Origin of the sequence: Paenibacillus sp. FSL R5-0713 (genome assembly GCF_037973325.1) — a bacterium.
GTDB lineage: Bacteria > Bacillota > Bacilli > Paenibacillales > Paenibacillaceae > Paenibacillus.
This window is the reverse complement of record NZ_CP150229.1, coordinates 5,486,675-5,507,348: the sequence shown is the minus strand read 5'-3', so window position 1 is coordinate 5,507,348 and position 20,674 is coordinate 5,486,675. Positions and strand designations below refer to the sequence as shown.

Genomic DNA, 20,674 nt, shown 5'->3' with positions numbered 1-20,674 from the left:
AGAAATCCAACTACAAATCTTTTCATTTTACGAGGTTTGAAAGAGAGAAAAGAATACGGGTTGACAAGTTTAGTTGTAACAACTATAGTTACAATATGAAGTTCAAACATAAACAATATTGATAATTTAAAGGAGAGATTACGATGAACATTGCAATCATTGGTGCAACAGGCAAAGCAGGAAGTGTGATTTTGAAAGAAGCAGCAGACAGAGGGCATAAAGTGACGGCAATCGTTCGTAATGCATCCAAACTGGAAGATAAAAGCCTGAATACGCTGGAGAAAGATGTATTCGATCTTACAGCTGAAGATCTTAAAGCGTTTGATGTGGTTGTAAATGCATTTGGTGCTCCAGCAGGGAAAGAGAACCTGCATGTGGAAGTAGGACAAGCGTTGATCAACATCCTGAAGGATGCCCCAAACACTCGTTTGATCGTCGTGGGTGGAGCTGGAAGCCTGTTCACAGACGAGTCCAAAACATTGCGTGTTTTTGAATCCCCTGGATTCCCTGATGCTTACAAAGCAACTGCAACGAACCAAGGCCAAAACTTGCTGGATCTGCAAGCATCCTCAGGTATCCAATGGACATTCCTGAGCCCGGCCGGATTCTTTAATCCAGAAGGTGTACGCACAGGCAAATATCAAGCAGGTAACGACGTTATTCTCGTGAACAGTGAAGGAAACAGCTACATCAGCTATGCTGACTATGCGATTGCTTTGGTGGATGAGATCGAGAATCCACAACACAAAAACGAGCGCTTTACTGTTGTTGGCGAAGCGAAGTAACACTTTTAAATTATCTTATGGAACATACAAACGGACACTGATCTAACACAGATCGGTGTCCGTTTTTTTACGTTATCGAAGAGGGATGTTCTGATAAAGTTAGACAGGTTAGAGGATTATCGTTCAACTTCCGACTATTCCTTTGAATCTGTGTTATATTATTCTAAATATGGTATTTAAATTCGATTATATGGAGGACTACTTTTTCTTAATCAGAATTTCTGCGAGCCTAAAAGTATAAGGGAGTGAACAGTTGTGAAGATGTATTCTAAAGGAATTATACTATTGATGATTGCGGTTTTTATGATGAGTGTATCAAGTGGTTCAGGGTTAGGGTTACCCCAGTATGCAAATGTTAAAAATACGTTGAATCAAATGCACATCACTTCTTTTTATCCAAAAAATCAGAACGGACAGACATATGGTTCTGCCGTATATGCGACATCTCCTGAAACTGAACCTGATTTGATCTTGGCTTTTGGTGTGGATGGTACAGAAGGATACCTGCTGAAAAAAGACATGGAAGGCGAGCTACCTAATACACCTGAAGAAGCTATCGAAATGCAAAACAACAGATCACCAGATGGTTATGATATCCCACTGTATGACAAGGATGGTGAAACCGTCATTGGTGTGTTTCATGTTGGAGGAGAGTGAACGTAACCAAAATAGGATCAAATGTAGCTTTATCCTGAAACGTTAATGAAATGAACACCATTCGGCAGTTGATCAAAAGGGTCGACTGCTTTTTGATTTTAAGATTTATTTAGTTACCTAAAGGATGTGACGGTAATATGAAATACTTCATTGGAATTACCCCTCCAGATGATTATAAAGAAAAGATTGTGGCATTTCGTAATCGTTGGTCAAGTAATCGTCTTAATGATGTAGTCGAGCCTCATATCACTGTAAAAGCGCAGGGTGGTCTTACCGTTGATCTTCATTGGTTAGAAAGCGTGAGACAGACATGCTCTTTAATGCCAAGTTTTCAATTATCCTTATCAGAACCAGGATCATTCGGAAATGCTGTCACATTTCTTAGTGTTGAAACGAGCAAGGTCATTGAGTTACATCGAAAGTTGGTAAAAGTGATTTCTCCATCACAAGAACTTATAGACCGTTACTTTGAAATGGATAAATATCATCCTCATTTAACCTTGGGGCAAATCTATTGGGGGTTGAGCGAGACGCAGATTGAAGAAATGAAGCTCCTAACAATTAAAGAATTGGCTCCTTTTCCAACCTTTGATGTCAAATATGTACGCGTATATAAAGAAGTTGATCCAAATAAATACGTACCATTTGAAGACATCCAATTGGGAACTGAAAAGTAAAGTGATTCAATTAACAGGAACATTAGCGGCATGGTACCTAAAAGTCCAAGCTAACGGAGGAAAGAATATTTACAACATATATACTTCGACGGATAGGAAACTTAATTGCGCACAAATAGTTGCGATACGAAAACCTGATGAAACTATACTTTTATCGAGAGGAGGGATGACATGGATTGGCTTATGAGGATGAATCGGGCATTGGATTATATTGAAATGAACTTAGTTGGTGAGATCGAATTGAAGGAAATTGCTCAGTGTGCGTATTGTTCTTCACATCAGTTTCAGAGAATGTTCTCGTTCATTACCAATGTCTCACTTGCGGAATATATACGAAGAAGACGGCTGACTCTGGCTGCAATTGAATTGCAGAATAGTGACAGGAGAGTTGTCGACATTGCCTTAAAGTATGGATATGAATCACCGGTATCATTCGCAAGAGCTTTTCAATCGTTGCATGGTGTTAATCCAGCGATGGCTCGTGAAGAAGGCATTGCCCTCAAAGCCTATCCTCGGCTTTCCTTCCTTATTTCAATTAAAGGGGAAGAGCCGATGAACTATCGTATCGAAACAAAAGAATCTTTCGAAATATTTGGAATCGAGAAAGTGTTTCAATTAAATGGTGCAGAAACACCGGCAGAACTATGGAAACAAAGCCACGAAAACGGTGAGGTTGAAAGACTTGCTGCAACTGCCGGTAATCTACCGAACTCTTTGGATTCGAATTATCATAAAGTGCATGCCGTATGTAGCTACAAAAAAACTGGGGAGGATACTTTCCCATACATGTTGTGTGCATTTAAAGGTGAAACAAGTAAAGCCGATGGTTACACAAATATAACGATACCAGCACACACGTGGGCGATCTTTTCATCTGATCCCTTTACATGGGATAAATTCGATGAAACCATTGAAACTTTATATAGACGCTTCTTTTCCGAATGGCTTCCTACTACTGGATATGAACAGGTCGACGGAATGGAATTTGAAATTACCGGAATTAAAGATGGACTGAATTTTGTTGAGCTATGGTTTGCTGTAAGAAAAATATCTTAGTTTTATTTCTTTTAGATTATTCTTGAATGGTAACTTAATAAAGAAAAGTGGAGCGACCAACTCTGTCCGATTGGTTGCTTCTTTGTTGATCCACCTAACGGCAAAAGAAGATGCAACATTTCTCCTGTTAAACAGGTCAATAAAGATGCACAAAAAACGTCATTAGAAGAAGGTGGAAAAACTGAAGCTACGTATAATCACGTTGATGTTTTTAATCTCTACCGTGTTTTTTGGTTCTAATGTACAGGATATTAACGCTTTGTCATGTGCCGAATCGGGAAGTCCCCAAGAAGAGTTAGAAAGAAATACGGGTGCTGTTTATGGAGAAGTAAAGCAAATAAAGGTGGACTTAAAGCAAGAAGGGTTTACGGGCACAAAAGAGAAATTCAGATATATTTTAGTGGAAGCTGAGAGGAGTTGGAATACTGAAGTTGACTCTCAATTAATGATCGTGACGAACTATACTTGGGGGGTTGATTTCAAGGAAGGCAACAAATACTTAATCTACTTTAGTGAGGCGAATGGCGAGTTAAGCAGTAGTCCGTGCAGTTCGACCATCGAAATGAACAATGTTGATCAAGCAACTGAACTATTCGGGGAAGGATATCCACCCAAACAACCAGTAAACTTGGAACACAAAATGTGGTTTATGTTTGAGCGAGATATGGATATGTATATCGTAGGTATAGTCGTATTAGTGGCGATTTTTATTCTCTTTATAATTGTAAGAAAGAAAAATGGCCAAGTATAATCTCGCTGTATTAAAGTGAAAATTTTGCTTAAAAAATAATCTGTTGAACGTGAGCGTGTCTTCCAGCAGGACCTATTACCCCTTTACTAAAACGAGGATTGAGGCGTATAATCCGTTGAGACATCAGAGTAATAAGAGGGGAAAACGTTATGAATAGTGGATTAATCAACGCAATCATTGCGTATATCATGTGGGGGGTTCTCCCGCTGTATTGGAAGTTGTTTGAAAATGTACCGGCAGGTGAGATTTTATCGCACAGGGTCGTCTGGTCATTTGTCTTTATGGGAATTTTCGTTGCCGTCCAACGTCGTTGGGGTGATATGAAGCGCATTCTGACCAGTCGTTCGACCCTACTGTCCCTTACCGCGAGTGGGCTGCTAATTGCTATTAACTGGCTGATCTTCATCTGGGCAGTTAACAACGGTCATGTGGTTGAGACAAGTCTGGGCTATTATTTGAACCCGTTACTGAACGTGCTTCTGGCGGTTGTCTTCCTTCATGAAAAGCCAAACCGTGGACAATGGCTTGCGATTGCCATCGCTGGTGTCGCGGTGCTTATCATTGCCATCGACTACGGGCGTTTCCCATGGGTTGCGATCTCGCTGGCTGTGTCGTTCGGCTTGTACGGTCTGGCGAAGAAGAAGATCAAGCAAGACGCTTCTGTGGGCTTATTTTCGGAGACCGCTGTAGTTCTGCCCATCGCACTCGGTTACTGGATCTACTTGGCCATAGTGGGAAAAGCAACGGCATGGACGCTGCCTGCACCCATGTTCATCGAATTACTTCTAGCCGGCGTGGTGACGGCGCTGCCGCTGTTGTTCTTTGCACGGGCGGCAGCTCGGATGTCGTTGTCCACACTCGGATTTGTACAGTATATTGGGCCGACCATCATGCTGATCCTGAGCGTGTTCGTGTTCAAGGAAACGGTCTCGCCAGTTCTGCTCGTTGGTTTCGCTCTCATCTGGATTGCGCTTATCGTATATGCAACCGCATCGATGCGTGCCACGCGACTTGCTAAGGTAAGCTGAAGGCGTAGCTATCCTTGTAACATATGAAGTTCTAATGGCGTTCACTCCAAAGGATGGAAAGGAATTCGAACACACAAGAAGGCGGTCGATCAATGAGGTCGGCTGCTTTTGTGCTTTGGTTTAGTGCAGCTCAGTGTAATGAGATATGAATTATTTATTTACAAAAAAAGGAACGTATGTTCTAATTGATGCAGTGACTATTTTCAGCTATGGGGGTCCGAACTAATGACACAAAACGGGATTGTAATGGTTGTGAGTGTTTCTATAATACATAACGATAAGATACTTATAATTAAGGAAAACAAGGAATCGGTTAGACATACATGGAATTTCCCTTCAGGTAGAGTCGAACATGGTGAAGATATTTTGGAAGCAGCACGAAGAGAAGTCAAGGAAGAAACAGGTTTTGATGTTAGACTTACAGCTACTACAGGGGTTTACAATTTTATTAGCAGTACCAATCGTCAAGTTGTTTTATTCCACTTCAAGGGTACAATTGTTGGTAGTTCTCTTCGATTAGATACAACGGAGATCATGGATTCGATGTGGGTAGCTCCTGAGGATTTGTTGAATCCGAACTTGCTAAAGTTACGAGATCCGGGAGTCATGCGACAAATTATGGAACATGTAGTCTCCCAAAAAGAATATTCCTTAAATCTATTCCACGACCAGCTGTAACATGGCTTATAGAAATGGTTTTCGATAGACTGTAATTTTGTTTCTTTACTTGCTATGAAACGGTGGGCGATTGTTCATGAAATCATCCTATTTAACGCGTCCTTTCTATTTCCTCTGGACCACGCAAACGGCTGCGAATGCAGCCGATGTACTATATATTATGGCACTTACGGTAATGGTGCTTAACCGGACCGATTCGCTTATATCAGCGGCACTTTTGCCGCTGATGCGCAGCGGGGCACAGATGCTCAGCAGTCTGATTGCCCCTTTGCTGATTCAACGTTTCAAGTTGTCGAGGCTTCTTCTGCTGTCACAAACAGGGCAATTTCTGCTGTTCGCTTGGCTGGCTATTTATTTGAAGCTCACCGGAGAGGCAGCATCCCTGGTGTTCGTATTTTCACTTGTATTTGTCATGTCCTTTCTCGACGGCTGGACAACGCCGGCTCGGAATGCCCTTATTCCACGTCTCGTGACACACGAGCAAGGTCTTCTTAAGGCGAACGGACTTATGAGTGTCAGTGATCAGGTTGTACAGTTTGCAGGTTGGGGTCTAAGCGGTGTTGTGGTCGCCTTGATTGGGGCTAGCCCGACGCTACTGTTAACAGCAGTTATTTATGGTTTGGCTGCGGCATTTACGCTTGGGGTCTATGAACCAACGGAGAAGCAAACTGGAGCAAAGGAGTTGCACATATCTTCTGATGTCTTGCCTATACTTAAAACAAGCAGGTGGCATACCTTAACCGAAGGCTGGAAAATAATATGGAATGTTCCTCGTCTACGAGTGCTTACGTTTATGGATATGATCGATATGCTTGGCGGTTCAATCTGGGTAGGTGCCTTTACCTTGGCTTTTGTTCAAGTCGCACTGGGACAAGGGGAGCAATGGTGGGGATTCATCAATGCTGCTTATTTTGCTGGAACCATAGCTGGAGGCTTGCTGGTGATTGCTTTGGCACGAAGGATTGGCAACCGTTATTTCGCCGTGATGATGATCGGTATGGCCGGTTATGGCGTACTGACTGCATTTTATGCACTGAATACAGAGCCTTTCATTGCTCTCATATTCGTTATGCTGATGGGGCCGTTCGCAGAGCTTTCCATGATTAATCGCCGTGCCTTGATTCAGAGTGGAGTGACCAAACATTTGCTGCCCAAGGTATTGTCTGCCCAGGCATCTCTTATGCATTTGATATTTTGCATTTCCTTGCTCGGTATGGCTGTGCTCGCCGAATATATAGGCATTGTGAACCTCTACCTGTTTGCGTCCGGATTGACTATATTAGCCATCGTTGTGGGGTTGCTGAATTACCAGGCTTTTCGGCACAAGGCCACTTCTGAAGCTACGGTGGATTAGTTGAGGGGATTAGATAAAACTTTTCTATAAACGAAATTTTATAAATAAGTAACTAGTATGAATTATGAGATTATTTGATAAATGGAATCCAGGTCCAGCGGATTCGACATGTATGAATTTTCGAGAATAATACGGAATGTCGTAAAAAGCTGATTCTAAGATATTGATATTTGGAATCAGCTTTTTAGTATGTAGCCAAACAATATGCTTTTTTGTTTCTAAACGGTGGGCCATGGTCGTATTTAAGACAGCGGCTGGTATGCCGCTTATATCTCGGGGCCAGTAAGAAAGGTTTAGCTGATATCCGTGGAAACCACAGACTCCGGATTCCTACGTATCTATACCTTCAGGCCCATCAACTGCATCAATGACACCGACAGCGAGTGTTGTTACCGCAGCAGCAGCTAAAAGATTCTTGGCACCAAGCTTGACTCTGTCCTTATCTTCCTCTTTCATGCCCACAACAACATCTTTACCACTGTTATATACATACTTGGCTGATATCGCTACACCTTTTGCAGTAGTGGTTACGGCACCTCCAATATCGGCAAGCCCTGCGTCTATGGCGGTATCGTCTTTTCGAATTGCACCACTGGCCAGATCATATGTCCCGCTAGCCAGTTGCCCAACGGTTTTTCCTGTATTGATCGTAGCTTTCTCTACGCCGTTCCCGATTTCTTTGATAAAAGGACTTCCTGCAAGTTCACCCACAACCCGCACACTGCCGCCCAATACTTTCCCGGTAACTTCCCCAGCCAACTGCCCCATCCCTTTTAAAAAACTCATCCATTTTCCCCCGCTCCAATAAGAAGTTGATCCTATGTGTTGTCTCAATAAACTTATTATATTCATATGTAAGCTAAAAGAACATCAGTCTCCAGCCCGAGTAGTGCACCTCTCGATTGACCGCAACACGCTCTAGAAGTGCCTCATAGAAGCACAACGTAGTGGAGGGGGAGGAATCGAGTCTGAAGAAGCGAAGCTAAAAGCTTTCTGCAAGAAAGCTACATCGTAAGCATACACTGCGCCTTTGTATCCTAATTTCAACTTATAAAGAGTTGTTTAAGAAATTAGGATACAACAGCGATCATAAGAACGATCCGACTCCGGAACGCCCACCACGCTGCCCCCTTAACGCCCTTCATCAAAAAAAGGCGCCACTTCCACCGGGATTAGCGCCTTCAGCCCTTGTTTTAACTTACTACTTAATAACTTGACTACACACGGTTTTAGAAGTTTCTCAAGGAGCAGCAACGTAGTGGAGGGGGCGGAATCGATTCTGAAGAAGCGAAGCGGTCGCCTTTATCCCCGGATTTTCCCCTAATAAGGGAATTCATAAAATCTGGGGATAACAGCGATCATAAGAACGATCCGCCACCGGAACGCCACCACTGCTCGCATCCAAACTTCTAACCTCTCCGTGTTCTAGTCAATGAATCCTTCCATGACCGCCGTTGGCATCATGTTGGACTGCCATGCGCCTTTGCCATAGCCGCCGTTGTATCCTGGTGTAGCCTGAGGCTCCCAGTAGAATACACCTTTACCTTTGCCATTCGGCAGATTGCGAATTTGGTTTTTCATCGCAGCAACAAAACTTTTACCAGCCGCAGCCTGGTTATTGTCCATGCCAATTTCAGAAATGATGATCTCTTTGCCATAACGGTTGATCAGATCTTTGGCATTGTTTACCGTATTGGTCACAGCGGTGTTCCAGCCGGAAGCGGAAGGATAGAGGGACATGGCGATCATGTCAAAGTTGGCTCCGTTATTAATCAGACCACCAATATTCCATACATAGAGGGCGTTATCATCTCCACCTGCCAGATGCACAATGGTTTTGGTGCCACTGCTCAGGGATTTCACTGCGTTATGGCCTGTGTTTACCAGCCACGCATAGTTTTTCATGTTGGTGGATGCTTTGCCATCTTCCCATAACATGCCGTTGCTTGTTTCATTCCCGATCTGTACCCAGTCCGGGGTAACGCCTTTGCTTTGCATCGCCGTCATGACATCACGAGTGTGGTTCCATACCGCATCCATGAGCTGTTGGAATGTGTAATTTTTCCATGCGGCAGGTTTGGTTTGTTGACCAGGGTCTGCCCAAGAGTCACTGTAGTGCAGAGTGAGCATTACGCTCATGCCAGCATTCTTGGCACGTTGTGCGAGTGCAGCTGCACGATCCTTATTCATGTAACCGTTCCCATAATCATTTGACGGATTAACGAATACTCGAATGCGAACGGAGTTGATTTGATAGTCGTTTTTCAAAATATCAATGATGTCGCGCTGTACCCCGTTTTTATCTTTCCATTTGTAGCCTTGGGCTTCCATGCCTGGAACCCAACTGATGTCTGCTCCTTTGGCGAAACTTGGTGCTGCGCTGGCATGCTGACCTGCGGGTAACAGGATGGAGGTGAATAACAAAACAAAAGCCAACATGATGGATGTCTTGAAACCCCTTACATTTTTGAACATTACAAGATGCCTCCTCGGATTTGGGTTGAGTTGCATCTTCATTATAGCCATCCTGGTTTAAACTGCTAAAGGGTCTATTTCCAATATTTTGGGTGTTTTCTCAACCTCTCTACAGAAAAAGACAAAACAAAAAGCCGTCCGAAGACGGCTTTTTTACCCGTGGCGCTTTTTGAAACATTGATCCGTATCCCGCGCCTCCACCAGACTCATTTAATTTGAGCTAGTGGATCGGGTAAGGGACACGTTCAACATGTGATTAGAAATGTTGACGCACCTCCTTTCCTTGTGGCAAGAGTATACAACACCTTGTTTCGGAAAGCTAGTCTTTTTTACGTATTTATGCAAAATTATTTTTCAGTCTGGAACATCGTGATATCTCGTGCATAATGACTCTTCGTTCCGTCATTGTTTCGGATGCGTACACTGTCTTCACTGATCCGCTCTACAATGCCACAACCGACCTCACAATAGACGCCAGCCGGGTCTTCCTGCCATGCGCTTACCATACATTGCGATAGTGCCGCCGTGAAAAACTCTATATTTTTTTGTAACGTTCTAGGTTTGTTGGATTTCATTATATGCTCCTTTAATCAGATATATTTGGAATGAGAACTAGCAACCGGACCAAATCACACTGTACTTCACTTTACTCTGTCTATTGACCTTTGTAAAGGGATGGAAAAAGTTGCGGCCATGAGGTATCATTTACATAAATTTTACGTAGCGTTTACACTGCGCTGACGCTTGATGTTGATTACGAATAGTACAATTATAGGAGAACTTCTAACGAAGAATAGATATGCAACACATTCGGAGGCCATACATGCATAGAGACGTCAAAACAGGTAACTACGTTAATCGTGATTTGAGTTGGGTTGAATTTAATCGGCGCGTACTTCAGGAGGCCCAGGATCCAACAACGCCTCTGCTGGAACGCATGAGATTTCTCGGTATTGTCGCTAGTAATCTGGACGAGTTCGTCAGTGTAAGGGTGGCAGAGACGAAAGAGAAGATCAAGGCCGGATTCACGCAAAAGGATTTTACAGGATACACGCCTTCGGGATTGTACCGCAGATTGATCAAACGAACCGGGGGCATGGTCGCCGAACAATATAAAACGTATCGTGAACTCATTCGTCTACTCGCCAAGAAAGGCGTAAACATTCAGGAATATACAGATCTTAATGTGACACAACAGCGCGCAATGGACCAGTACTTTCATGATATTATTTTCCCGGTACTCACACCGATGGCGATTGACCAGAGTCGTCCGTTCCCATTGGTGCACAACAAGTCGGTCTATCTGTCCGTAATGCTGCAGAAGGAAGGGGAGCAAGAGGGCGAGCCGTTTATGGCCATTGTCCAGGTACCTTCCAATCTTCCGCGGGTAGTGCAGGCTCCCATTCGGGCGAATAGCAAAAAGAAAACGTTCATCCTGATTGAAGACCTCATCAAACATCATATTCATACACTCTTCAGCGGTTATATCTCGCTTGCTGCACAGGAATTCCGGGTGACCCGCAATGCGGATCTGTTCATTAATGAAGAGGAAGCGGAAGATCTGCTTGAAGCGATTGAAAAAGAATTACGGCGCAGACGCAGAGGTGCTCCTGTTCGACTGGAGGTCTGCAAAGATTTTCGTCCGGATGCTTTATTGGAATTGCAGGAGGAATTCGAAATCCAAGACCCGGTGTACGAGATTGATGGACCACTCGATCTGAGTTTTCTGGCTGGATTCGTGGACAGTCTGGAAAGTTTCTCACATCTGAAATACAGTCCGGTAAAGCCAGTCTATCCACCGGAGTTTCTGCCAAGAGAAAGTCATTTTGAGCTGCTGCGCAAACGCGATGTACTGGTGCATCATCCGTATGAATCGTTTGAACCGGTCACTGATTTTATATTGGAGGCTTCGGAAGATCCAAGAGTGCTGGCCATCAAGATGACATTATATCGGGTCAATGGCGATTCACGCCTTATTCCGGCACTTGCACTTGCGGCTGAGAGTGGTAAGCAGGTTACGGTGGTAGTGGAACTGAAAGCCCGGTTTGATGAGGAGCGTAACATTGCTTGGGCGCGTAAGCTGGAGAAAGCCGGTTGTCACGTGGTTTATGGGCTGGTTGGACTCAAGACACATGCCAAAATCATTCTTGTCGTACGCCGGGAACAGCAGGGGTTGAGACGATATGTTCATGTAGGAACCGGTAATTACAATGAGAGTACAGCCAAAGTGTATACGGACGTAGGTCTGTTCACCTCCAATCCGATTATTGGGGAAGATGCCTCCGAGTTGTTCAATGAGATTACCGGATATTCCGGTCCGAAGGCATTGCAAGCGTTCCGTGTAGCTCCAGATGGTATGAAGGATGAGCTGTTCTCACTGATTCGTCGAGAAACGGAACACGCGCTGAAAGGCAAACCTTCCAGAATCATAGCCAAGATCAATTCCTTATCCCATCAGGATATGATTGATGAGTTGTACGAGGCTTCTCAGGCCGGTGTGCAGATTGATCTGATCGTACGTGGCGTATGTTGTCTGCGTCCAGGGGTCGAGGGGCTCAGTGAGAATATTCGGGTCATTAGCATTGTGGATCGTTTTCTGGAGCATTCACGGTTGTTTTATTTTGAAAATAGCGGCAACCCGGATGTATTCATCTCCAGTGCAGACTGGATGACACGTAACCTCAATCGAAGAATTGAACTGATGTGTCCCGTTTTCGATCCAGAGCTGAAGAAGATGCTGGTCGATATTCTTAATCTGTCCCTTAATGATAATGTCAAAGCCAGAGAGCTTATGCCTGGTGGCAATTATGTATTTGTAAAAAATGAAAAGCCCCCGCTGAGAAGTCAGACGGAGGCTATGGGAATTATCCCTTGGAAACCTGCTGAATGGAGTACGATAACGTAATTCCCCAGGCTTCCTTCAGATCCTTGACGGCCTCTTCGAGACCATCAAGTTCCAGTAACGGCTCTGCTGTACAGGTGAACTGCACCTGCAGCGAGCCGTTTTCTTTGGTTGCTTGAATCGCAGCGATGCTCTCGGATCGATTAATCGCTTCGGCTACACGCAGCAAAGAGCCTATACGATGAGCATGTCGCTCATCCGAGTTTTTCAGAATGTCCCGGTGCTTATTAAGCAGCTGGGGCGTTCTTTTTTTGGGATGATAATCGGCCGCACTGGCACTAAGGATCGTCTCTCGGTGGGAAAGTCCATAGATGCTTGCATTCATAATCCAATAAGCCGAGTGCTGCGCATAACGGAAATAGTTAATCTGCTTGCCTGCCATGTGCAGCATGGAGGACGCATACAGGATTCGGGCATCTGCCTCATCAGGAGCAGTACCTTCTAGTGCAGTATACAGGGTAACCGCATCCTGATGAATCCGTTGCAGACGTTTCTCTGGAATAGGCGGACCAAAATGGATAAAATTACGGATGCTGTCCTTCAGCGCGTCCGGAACGACCGGCTGACCTCCAGCCAAGTAATCACGCAGCAACCCGTCTCGCAGACCTGCACCACTAACCACATAACGATCTCCCTGTATTAACTGGAAGACGGTTCGCAGGATCAATACGCCGGGCACGATGATGTCTGCGCGATCTTTAGCGAGCCCTGGCACCTTTTTGCGCTGTGCCGAAGTGAGATGTGGCAGGGAGCGAGCGATGTTCTCCATTGCTTGCTCGCTGATCTCATAATGATGGGTGACAGGCAGCGAGTACTGGGTACGCTTCTGCTCCACTTTGGCGAGTGTACGCATCGTGCCGCCAAGTCCGATGAGTGGCAGACCAGGATGCTCATGAATCCAATCCTGTCCACGGAGAGCTTGAATGACTTCATTGCACAGCGCATTCACATTCTCCTCGGTCCACTGATCTTCCCCCCCATAACGGGCATGTGAATTCACTGCACCAATGGGGAGGGAAATGCTATTTAACCTCTTCCGATCCCGAAAGACTGTGATCTCCGTACTGCCGCCTCCAATATCTACGACGAACCCGTCTGCCAGATCAATGGACTGAGTAACACCAAGGAAACCGTAATAGGCCTCCCGATCTCCGGATACACATTCGATGGTAAGCCCCGTCTCTGTCTCCAGCCATTCGATAATCTGCAGGACATTGCTTGCATTACGAATGGCTGCCGTAGCTGCTGCACGGATTAGTTTGGTCTGATACGCTTCACAGGTCGCTTTGAATTGACGCAAGATGGTGATGGCTTTATCCAGAGAATGGCGAAGGATGGTGCCATCCGACTCAACAACGCTGCTCAGACGAGCAGCGTATTTGTCTTCATGAATGATGCGATAGGCTGCATCCTGATCCAGTTCATAGATAACCAGACGAATGGAGTTCGAGCCGATATCAATAATTCCTATGGTTTCATTAGTACGTGTCATAAGCATCTCCTTCTACAGAGGTTCAACTACCCGAAGTGAAGAAGGGCAGCCATGGCTTCCGGTGAACCCGGCGGTGTGGCAGAGAAGGGCGTGGTTAACATAACAACAATGATAAAGACGATGAAACAGGCAAATATAAGACAACTCACGGCAAAGCCGCGATTGCGCTTTTGAATAAACAGTCGAATACCTGTGACAAAGAGAAGTACCGTAACGGCTACCAGAACGATCGACATTGCAAAATAGGCTACGCCATAAAGTGATTTGAAAAATGCTTCCATTTGTTCTAAACGCTCCTTAGATCCTCGTATTTAAGCCCTTCCAAGCCGTTCCTTAGTAGCATACGACAGATTGACTTGTTTGAAAAGCAAACCGGGCGCTTGTTCCCGTTTCCGCCATCACCCTGGGACAAGTTTCATGGAAAAGGGGCCCCTGCCGTGGACAGACATCCAAGAAAGCAAGGCTACTGTTGAGTATGTATAAGGAAGGACTATTGTTCTAGGGAAGGAGATCAACCCATGTCGAGACAGCTTGCAAGCAAGTGGCGGAAGACAGCGGCACTGATGAAATACCCTGTAGCTGCTGTCCATATTCCACAGACCAAGGCGTTCAACTCAGGGAATCTGCTGCACATGCTCAGTCGTTATGGAATGGTGTACGTCAAACCTATTGTAGGTGGCGGAGGTTATGGTGTTATTCGGGTATCGGCGAGCGGTGGGGCTTATCGATACACCCATATGAAAACGACACGTTCTTTCGCCAGTTTCAGCCAGATGTATCGCTCTCTGGTGCGTGTAAAGGCTAGACGCAGGTACTTGATCCAGCAAGGCATTCATCTGGCAACGATTCAAGGGAGACCTGTTGATTACAGAGTCAAAGTTGTTAAAACAGACCGAGGCTGGGTATTCCGTTCCTTGGTTGGACGACTCGCTCGTCCCGGACTTTGTGTAACGAATCTGAGCAAGGGTGGCACCATGTTATCAGGAAGGCAAGCTCTCAGTTTATCCCTGCCCCATATATCTGGTCGACACAAACGCAGGGAGATGCGTTCACTTACACTGACATGCACATACATTATGGAACGTCAGTTCCCTGGTGTTGGTCAGCTTGGATTCGATTATGGACTGGATTATTCAGGCAAGATCTGGATTCTGGAAGTGAATACCAGACCCCAATAGAAAATGAATGGGAAAGCTCAAGAAAATCCAAGAAAAACCGATAATATATAGAAGAAAACAGTATGAAAAAGGTTTGAAATTTTACATTACCGGGTAATTTACTCGCAACAAGTCTTGAAACTATGAATTTATTCCAAATAAAAATACGCAGATAAACGTTCTTACCGTAGTACAACAGGCCTGTGCATAAATATTGTCCACACTATACACGTTGATTACTCTACATTTTTTCCATTTATCAACAAACTATGCACAGGATTTCCACATAACGTTGTGGATAACAAGAACGCTTGTTCTCTATATGAAACTCTGATATGATAGTTTTGAGGAAAAAAAAGGAAAGGTTGTGGCGGGAAATGGCTATGTTATCCGATGAGATGTTGTTGGATTCCTACCATAAAGCGATTGAGTTGAATCTCGAACGAGATTTCATCGCACTGCTGTTGGCAGAAATCCATAAGCGCAAACTGGGTACCGACGTATCTGCCATTCTTCACTAGAGATCCTCATTGCAGGCAATGTTACAGGTTTCCGGACAAGTCCCATAGTGAGACAGGCCATGGCGTGCTCGTCTGACAATGTGGACAGTACAACACATGATTGCAAACGTTTTCGACTTCGTCTGCCGTGTCAGAGGAAGATTGGAATACGTAGGGGCTGTATGGTCCGGTGTAGTCGTCCAATTTGCCGCATTCTAACAGTCCCTGAAGGCAGTGGGGGCAAGCCTGCTCCGGTACAACCAGACCGTTACACAGCGGGCATATATAAGACAAGGGTATCCCTCCTGATCTGGATTCATTCAGGAGTAAGATACCCTTTTTTGTATCAATATATGTTCATTCAGCGAAACTAGCGTTTCATGTTACTGCTGTGTCCTGGGGACAACTTGGCGTCTGGATCGAAGTATACTTTCGCATTGTTGACGGCTGTTGGAGCTTCGCCAAATCCGACAGCGATCAGCTTCAATTTACCCGGGTATGTGGTGATATCCCCGGCAGCGAAGATCCCTGGAATGGATGTTTCCATGCGGGAATCCACAACGATGGAGTTGCTGTCAATTTCGATGCCCCACTCGGCAATGGGTCCGAGAGAAGAGACAAATCCGAAGTTAACAATTACGTCATCCACTTCAATTTCCTGAGTTTCTTTGGTTTTTACATGGGCAAGGGTTACCTTGGTAATGGTGTCATCCCCATGAAGTTCCGTGATTTCGGTCGGTGTAACGACATTCACCTTGGAATTCATCAGATTTTCGACACTGTGCTCATGCGCACGGAACTTGTCCCGGCGGTGGATCAGCGTCACTTGCTCAGCGATGGGTTCGAGCATGAGTGCCCAGTCTACCGCGGAGTCACCGCCGCCACTGATCAGTACTTTTTTGCCCGCGAAGGCATTCAGATCACTGATAAAGTAGTGCAGGTTGCTCTTCTCGAACTTGGCAGCACCTTCAAGCTCCAGGCGACGTGGTTCGAATGCACCTACACCAGCTGTAATAATGACAGCTTTGGCATGATATTCATTCTCATCCGTCTTCACGATGAAATGTTGCTCATCCTTTTTCTCCACTGATACAACCTTTTCTTCAAGGCGGATGTTCGGGTTAAAATGACTCATTTGCTCAACCAGGTTATTCACCAGTTCCTGAGCTGTAACTTTCGGGAATCCGGCGACATCATAGATGTATTTCTCCGGGTAAAGAGCGGCAAGTTGTCCGCCAAGCTGTGGCATACTTTCAACCAGTGTAACGGATGCCTGACGCATCCCACCGTAAAATGCGGCGAACAGACCCGCAGGGCCTCCACCGATAATAAGTAAATCAGTCATATCATGACTGGAATTCTGTGCAGTCAAGAATCAACAACACCTTTCATATTTTAATAGGTAGTTAACAGGAAAAATGTGCAGGCTACGGATCATAACCGGCATGGGTGCTGAACTGTCTTTCCTATTATAAACGGTGTATTCAGGGTTGCAAAGTTAGCTGTATCACGAATCTGAGAATAATTGATGAAGATCAGATGAGAATAGGATGAAATTGGAAATGAAAGGTTATGAAAAATAACAAAAAAAACCTTGATCTTTGCTACAAATACAGATATCCTTGACCTGTACTATGTGTTTTTTTGTCTAATTTAGAGTCAATATGTAATATGAGCACAGATCCCGTGTTTTGTAGAATCTTGTGGTTAATTTCACAACTTGAATCGCTAACTTGCGTGCAAACGAATCAATGGAATGAGCTATGAAATTGATGCAAACGTTTAAATAAATTCGCGAAGTTAACATTTGTCGTCATAATGGGCAAGACCTCATCAATATTTGTAAGTATGTGCATTTTGCATCTCAACCAAGATTGGGCTGATGCAAGTGAAACCGGAAGGGGTATAGACATGAGCAGTATTCCCAAAATCGTCATCCTCGGCGCGGGCTATGGCGGGATTCTGACAGCCCAGCGGCTGCAGAAGGAATTGAACTATAACGAGGCCGACGTCACATTGGTGAACCGGCATGATTATCATTATATTACTACACATCTACATATGCCGGCAGCCGGCACGGATACCATTGAGCATGCAAGAGTCCCTATTTCGAAGCTGATTGATGAGTTCAAGATTGATCTGGTTAAATCTTCTGTCAAGGAGATTCGACTGCAGGATCGGAAGATTATTCTGGAGGACGGCACGTTATCCTATGATTATCTGATTATTGGACTAGGCGGTGAGCCTGAGACCTTCGGTATTCCGGGTATGCTCGATCACGCCATGACAATCCGCAGCATTAACTCGGTTAGACTGATCCGAGAACACATCGAATATCAATTTGCGATGTACAAAAACGATAACAAACGAAATCGTATTCGTTTTGTTGTAGGTGGAGCAGGTTTCAGTGGCGTTGAATTCGTAGCTGAACTTGCAGATCGTATTCCACAGCTGTGCAAGGAGTTCGACGTGAATCCTAAACATGTGCATATCTATAATGTAGAGGCAGCGCCTTCGGCCTTGCCTGGATTTGACCCGGAACTGGTAGAACATGCGATGAACGTGCTGAAGAAGAAGGGCGTTACCTTCAAAATTGGTGTTCCAATCAAACAGTGTCTCCCCGATGGGGTTATTGTGGGTGAGGGTGAAAAGCTCGATGCTGCCACAGTGGTGTGGACCGGTGGTATTCGTGGTAACTCACTGCTGGAACAGGCCGGTCTTGAAGTGATGCGTGGCCGGGTAAAAGTGGATGACTATCTGCGTGCCCCGGGACATGAGCATGTTTATGTGATTGGTGATAATTCACTTGTGTTCAACGCGGAAGGACGGCCTTACCCGCCAACAGCCCAGATTGCGATGCAGCAGGGTGTGAATTGCGCGAAGAACGTCGTGGCATCCATTCGCAAGAAACAGCCACAGCCTTTTGTATTTACGAGCAAAGGTACGGTTGCTTCATTGGGTAAAGGTGAAGCGATTGCTGTTGTAGGCGGCAAGAAGTACAAGGGTTGGAAAGCGGCTCAGTTGAAGAAGCTGGTTGATCTGCGTTATCTGTTCATCATTGGTGGTATTCCGCTAGTCCTGAAGAAAGGGCGGTTTTTTGGATGAGACATTGCAGTGTTCAGGTCCGGGGGTTATTGACGCGTGACGAACTGGATCGGTACAACGCCCTGATGCAGGTCGGTGGTTATCTGGAGGAACAGGATCAATATGATCTGGCCTACATCGTGCAGAAAGAAGTGGATACTCTCATTATGCCCGCGATTGAGCGGCTTAAGGAGAAAGGTCGTGACCGTGACCGGGCCACTGCCGAATTCCTCGAATCACTGAAAGCTGTTGATGAAGAGGACGAGGATTAGAGCCATAACCTTTCAATCACTGTTATCCCCAGATTTTTTTGATTCCCTTTTGTTAAAGGGAAAATCCGGTGATAGCGTATGCTTCCGATGCAGCTTTCTTTCAGAAAGCTTTTAGGCGAACGCTTCGCTTTTTCAGGTTTTTTCTTTCCTTTCCGTTTTTGTGTAAATAAATAGTTCAAACAATATAGATCTAAATCAAGCTTGAGGTAGTAGAATATTCATAGATAATAAAGCACCGCTGACAATATCCTTTACAGGAGATGTCGCGGTGCTTTTTGTGCGGTGTACTATTTTACAGCTTAAGCATGTCTTCTAAAGTTCCTTCGTTCAACAGACTTCCCACATAGAACGAACCGAATTCGCCATAACGGGCGCTAACTTCATCGAAACGCATCTCATAGACGAGTTTCTTGAACTGAAGCGCATCATCTGCAAACAGCGTTACGCCCCATTCCCAATCGTCGAAACCGACAGAGCCGGTAATAATCTGTTTTACTTTACCCGCATAGCTGCGGCCAATCATGCCGTGACTGCGCATCATCGTACGACGCTCGTCCATGGACAGCATGTACCAGTTGTCATTCAGCTCACGTTTTTTGTTCATCGGATAGAAGCAGATGTATTGCCGCTGTGGCAGAACAGGTTTCAGACGGGCGATAATCTCCGGATTCTGCATCGGGTCTTCGCCTTCTTTGCCAAGGTAGTTGCTCAGTTCCACTACACTGACGTAAGAATAAGACTTCGTTGTGTACTGGGCAAACATCGTTTTGTTAAACGCGTTCTCAACAGCCTTCAGATCTTCCAGCGTTTCACGCAGGTGCATCATGACGAGATCGGCTTTTTGACCTACAACCGTATATACAACGGTACTTCCTTTAGATGAGTCCTCGACTTCTTTCCATTCTTTCCAGAATTCCTGAAGCTCGTCCAGTGCTACAGCACGTTCTTCATCATCTGCTGCTTTCCAGGCGGCCCAGTTAATCGAGCGAAAATCATGCAGGGCATACCAGCCCTCCAGTGTTGATGCTGCTTCGTTCATTGGTTGTGTTCCTCCTGCAAGGTATATTTCCAAATCCCTATAAGAGGTTGTTCAAAAGTTTACTTTTTGAACACGCACTATAAGGGACGGGTGAGTGCTTTATCGTTTACATTGTATCCCAACATGAAGGAGAAGGGCAAATGAACAGTACATAAATATAGGGAAATTTGTCCAGAAAGTTCGTTGCTTCGCCACATTTTTTGCGGTACACTAACTACTATCCAGAAGTGAAACCCGAAAGTGTGAAAGAAGAGGTGAATGTCGCCCGATGCAATTTATACCTGTGTTGGTATTAATGGTATTATTTTTCGTTATGATGTTTGGTATCGGTTTCATTCTGAACATGCTGATGAAGACCACCTGGTTTCCTTCCTATCTGTTCATCATTGTAATTCTGCCTGTTGTTGTATACTCTCTATGGGATCATTCGTCGTCTCTGATGTCACATCTGAGTTCTTTCCAACTTGTGGACTATATGACGGGCATCGCTGGACTGGCTGGTGCGGTAATCAGTGGCTGGACGATCCAGAAGTTACGTTTGGGTGGGTACAAAATGTTTTAGATTGTTGGAACGAGGTAACACATGCCACTGTAATCGCGTAAAAGTCTTGTCTTTGTCGTAAACGCTTACGAGTACAAAGGGAAGGCTTTTTTGCTGTTCACTTATATCAGAAGGTTTATTGTACACTTGTACTTCATATACATTTGGAGAACATTCTCTTTAGAGAATCCCTTGTATTCTGCGGCTACAGCTTTTATAGTATTCT

At 44.9% G+C, this 20,674-nt stretch carries 22 protein-coding genes; 14 read left to right on the top strand and 8 right to left on the bottom strand.

Going from position 1 to position 20,674, the window contains the following annotated elements:
- Positions 1-143 precede the first annotated feature (143 nt).
- The 8 genes from MKZ12_RS24495 (at position 144) to MKZ12_RS24460 (ending at position 6,986) form a co-directional block, all read left to right on the top strand.
- Positions 144-785, top strand: coding sequence for an NAD(P)-dependent oxidoreductase (locus tag MKZ12_RS24495; RefSeq protein WP_339257238.1), 642 nt, complete (start codon positions 144-146; stop codon positions 783-785).
- A 255-nt stretch (positions 786-1,040) separates the two neighbouring features.
- Positions 1,041-1,442: a peptidase M56 BlaR1 gene (locus MKZ12_RS24490; RefSeq protein WP_339237510.1), complete on the top strand. Its 402-nt coding sequence runs from the start codon at positions 1,041-1,043 to the stop codon at positions 1,440-1,442.
- A gap of 137 nt (positions 1,443-1,579) precedes the next feature.
- Positions 1,580-2,119, top strand: a complete 540-nt coding sequence (locus MKZ12_RS24485) for a 2'-5' RNA ligase family protein (protein WP_339257237.1) — start codon at positions 1,580-1,582, stop codon at positions 2,117-2,119.
- Positions 2,120-2,290: 171 nt separating this feature from the next.
- Positions 2,291-3,175 (top strand): effector binding domain-containing protein, encoded by an 885-nt coding sequence (locus tag MKZ12_RS24480; RefSeq protein WP_339257235.1) that lies wholly within the window; start codon positions 2,291-2,293, stop codon positions 3,173-3,175.
- Positions 3,176-3,347: 172 nt separating this feature from the next.
- The gene (locus MKZ12_RS24475; protein ID WP_339257233.1) at positions 3,348-3,926 is read left to right on the top strand and encodes a hypothetical protein; all 579 of its coding nucleotides are present in this window, start codon (positions 3,348-3,350) and stop codon (positions 3,924-3,926) included.
- Positions 3,927-4,075: 149 nt separating this feature from the next.
- Positions 4,076-4,954: an EamA family transporter RarD gene (rarD, locus tag MKZ12_RS24470; protein ID WP_339257231.1), complete on the top strand. Its 879-nt coding sequence runs from the start codon at positions 4,076-4,078 to the stop codon at positions 4,952-4,954.
- A 225-nt stretch (positions 4,955-5,179) separates the two neighbouring features.
- Positions 5,180-5,632 (top strand): NUDIX domain-containing protein, encoded by a 453-nt coding sequence (locus tag MKZ12_RS24465; protein ID WP_339237494.1) that lies wholly within the window; start codon positions 5,180-5,182, stop codon positions 5,630-5,632.
- Positions 5,633-5,708: 76 nt separating this feature from the next.
- Positions 5,709-6,986 (top strand): MFS transporter, encoded by a 1,278-nt coding sequence (locus MKZ12_RS24460; RefSeq protein WP_339237492.1) that lies wholly within the window; start codon positions 5,709-5,711, stop codon positions 6,984-6,986.
- 330 nt (positions 6,987-7,316) lie between these two features.
- Here MKZ12_RS24460 and MKZ12_RS24455 read toward each other — a convergent pair whose 3' ends face one another.
- The 3 genes from MKZ12_RS24455 to MKZ12_RS24445 all read right to left on the bottom strand — a co-directional run bounded on the left by MKZ12_RS24455 (position 7,317) and on the right by MKZ12_RS24445 (position 10,036).
- Positions 7,317-7,772 carry a hypothetical protein gene (locus MKZ12_RS24455; protein WP_339257229.1) on the bottom strand — a complete coding sequence of 152 codons (456 nt, stop codon included), beginning with the start codon at positions 7,770-7,772 and terminating at the stop codon, positions 7,317-7,319.
- 639 nt (positions 7,773-8,411) lie between these two features.
- On the bottom strand, positions 8,412-9,425 hold the full coding sequence (locus MKZ12_RS24450; protein WP_339261515.1) for a glycosyl hydrolase 53 family protein: 1,014 nt from the start codon (positions 9,423-9,425) through the stop codon (positions 8,412-8,414).
- Positions 9,426-9,808: 383 nt separating this feature from the next.
- The gene (locus MKZ12_RS24445) at positions 9,809-10,036 is read right to left on the bottom strand and encodes a hypothetical protein (protein ID WP_017692425.1); all 228 of its coding nucleotides are present in this window, start codon (positions 10,034-10,036) and stop codon (positions 9,809-9,811) included.
- Positions 10,037-10,284: 248 nt separating this feature from the next.
- On the opposite strand from MKZ12_RS24445, the gene ppk1 reads away from it, so the two are divergent.
- Positions 10,285-12,366: a polyphosphate kinase 1 gene (gene ppk1 / locus MKZ12_RS24440; protein ID WP_339237486.1), complete on the top strand. Its 2,082-nt coding sequence runs from the start codon at positions 10,285-10,287 to the stop codon at positions 12,364-12,366.
- Here ppk1 and MKZ12_RS24435 read toward each other — a convergent pair.
- Both MKZ12_RS24435 and MKZ12_RS24430 read right to left on the bottom strand, forming a co-directional pair.
- Positions 12,326-13,855 (bottom strand): Ppx/GppA phosphatase family protein, encoded by a 1,530-nt coding sequence (locus MKZ12_RS24435; RefSeq protein WP_339237483.1) that lies wholly within the window; start codon positions 13,853-13,855, stop codon positions 12,326-12,328. The two genes, ppk1 and MKZ12_RS24435, sit on opposite strands and share 41 nt — an antisense overlap.
- 26 nt (positions 13,856-13,881) lie before the next feature.
- Positions 13,882-14,136: a hypothetical protein gene (locus MKZ12_RS24430; RefSeq protein WP_062837940.1), complete on the bottom strand. Its 255-nt coding sequence runs from the start codon at positions 14,134-14,136 to the stop codon at positions 13,882-13,884.
- A gap of 237 nt (positions 14,137-14,373) precedes the next feature.
- Here MKZ12_RS24430 and MKZ12_RS24425 point away from each other — a divergent pair, with 237 nt between their 5' ends.
- Positions 14,374-15,033, top strand: a complete 660-nt coding sequence (locus tag MKZ12_RS24425; RefSeq protein WP_339257227.1) for a YheC/YheD family protein — start codon at positions 14,374-14,376, stop codon at positions 15,031-15,033.
- 356 nt (positions 15,034-15,389) lie between these two features.
- Entirely contained in the window at positions 15,390-15,533 is a 144-nt protein-coding gene (locus MKZ12_RS24420) for a sporulation histidine kinase inhibitor Sda (RefSeq protein ID WP_017692430.1), read from the top strand.
- A gap of 21 nt (positions 15,534-15,554) precedes the next feature.
- Here the strand turns inward: MKZ12_RS24420 and MKZ12_RS24415 are convergent, their stop codons facing one another.
- Both MKZ12_RS24415 and MKZ12_RS24410 read right to left on the bottom strand, forming a co-directional pair.
- Complete coding sequence (locus tag MKZ12_RS24415) at positions 15,555-15,806, bottom strand: hypothetical protein (protein WP_339237478.1); 252 nt, start codon at positions 15,804-15,806, stop codon at positions 15,555-15,557.
- A 76-nt stretch (positions 15,807-15,882) separates the two neighbouring features.
- Entirely contained in the window at positions 15,883-16,884 is a 1,002-nt protein-coding gene (locus MKZ12_RS24410) for an NAD(P)/FAD-dependent oxidoreductase (protein WP_339237477.1), read from the bottom strand.
- 539 nt (positions 16,885-17,423) lie between these two features.
- On the opposite strand from MKZ12_RS24410, the gene MKZ12_RS24405 reads away from it, so the two are divergent.
- Both MKZ12_RS24405 and MKZ12_RS24400 read left to right on the top strand, forming a co-directional pair.
- Positions 17,424-18,617, top strand: a complete 1,194-nt coding sequence (locus MKZ12_RS24405) for an NAD(P)/FAD-dependent oxidoreductase (RefSeq protein ID WP_036605766.1) — start codon at positions 17,424-17,426, stop codon at positions 18,615-18,617.
- Entirely contained in the window at positions 18,614-18,868 is a 255-nt protein-coding gene (locus MKZ12_RS24400; RefSeq protein WP_339257225.1) for a hypothetical protein, read from the top strand. The genes MKZ12_RS24405 and MKZ12_RS24400 overlap by 4 nt, the downstream gene beginning before the upstream one ends.
- Positions 18,869-19,160: 292 nt before the next feature.
- Here MKZ12_RS24400 and hemQ read toward each other — a convergent pair whose 3' ends face one another.
- A complete protein-coding gene (gene hemQ / locus MKZ12_RS24395; RefSeq protein WP_062837936.1) occupies positions 19,161-19,907 on the bottom strand; it encodes a hydrogen peroxide-dependent heme synthase in 747 nt (248 codons plus the stop codon).
- Between the two features lie 268 nt (positions 19,908-20,175).
- Here hemQ and MKZ12_RS24390 point away from each other — a divergent pair, with 268 nt between their 5' ends.
- Positions 20,176-20,469, top strand: a complete 294-nt coding sequence (locus MKZ12_RS24390; RefSeq protein ID WP_339237474.1) for a YuiB family protein — start codon at positions 20,176-20,178, stop codon at positions 20,467-20,469.
- The last annotated feature ends 205 nt before the right edge of the window (positions 20,470-20,674 follow it).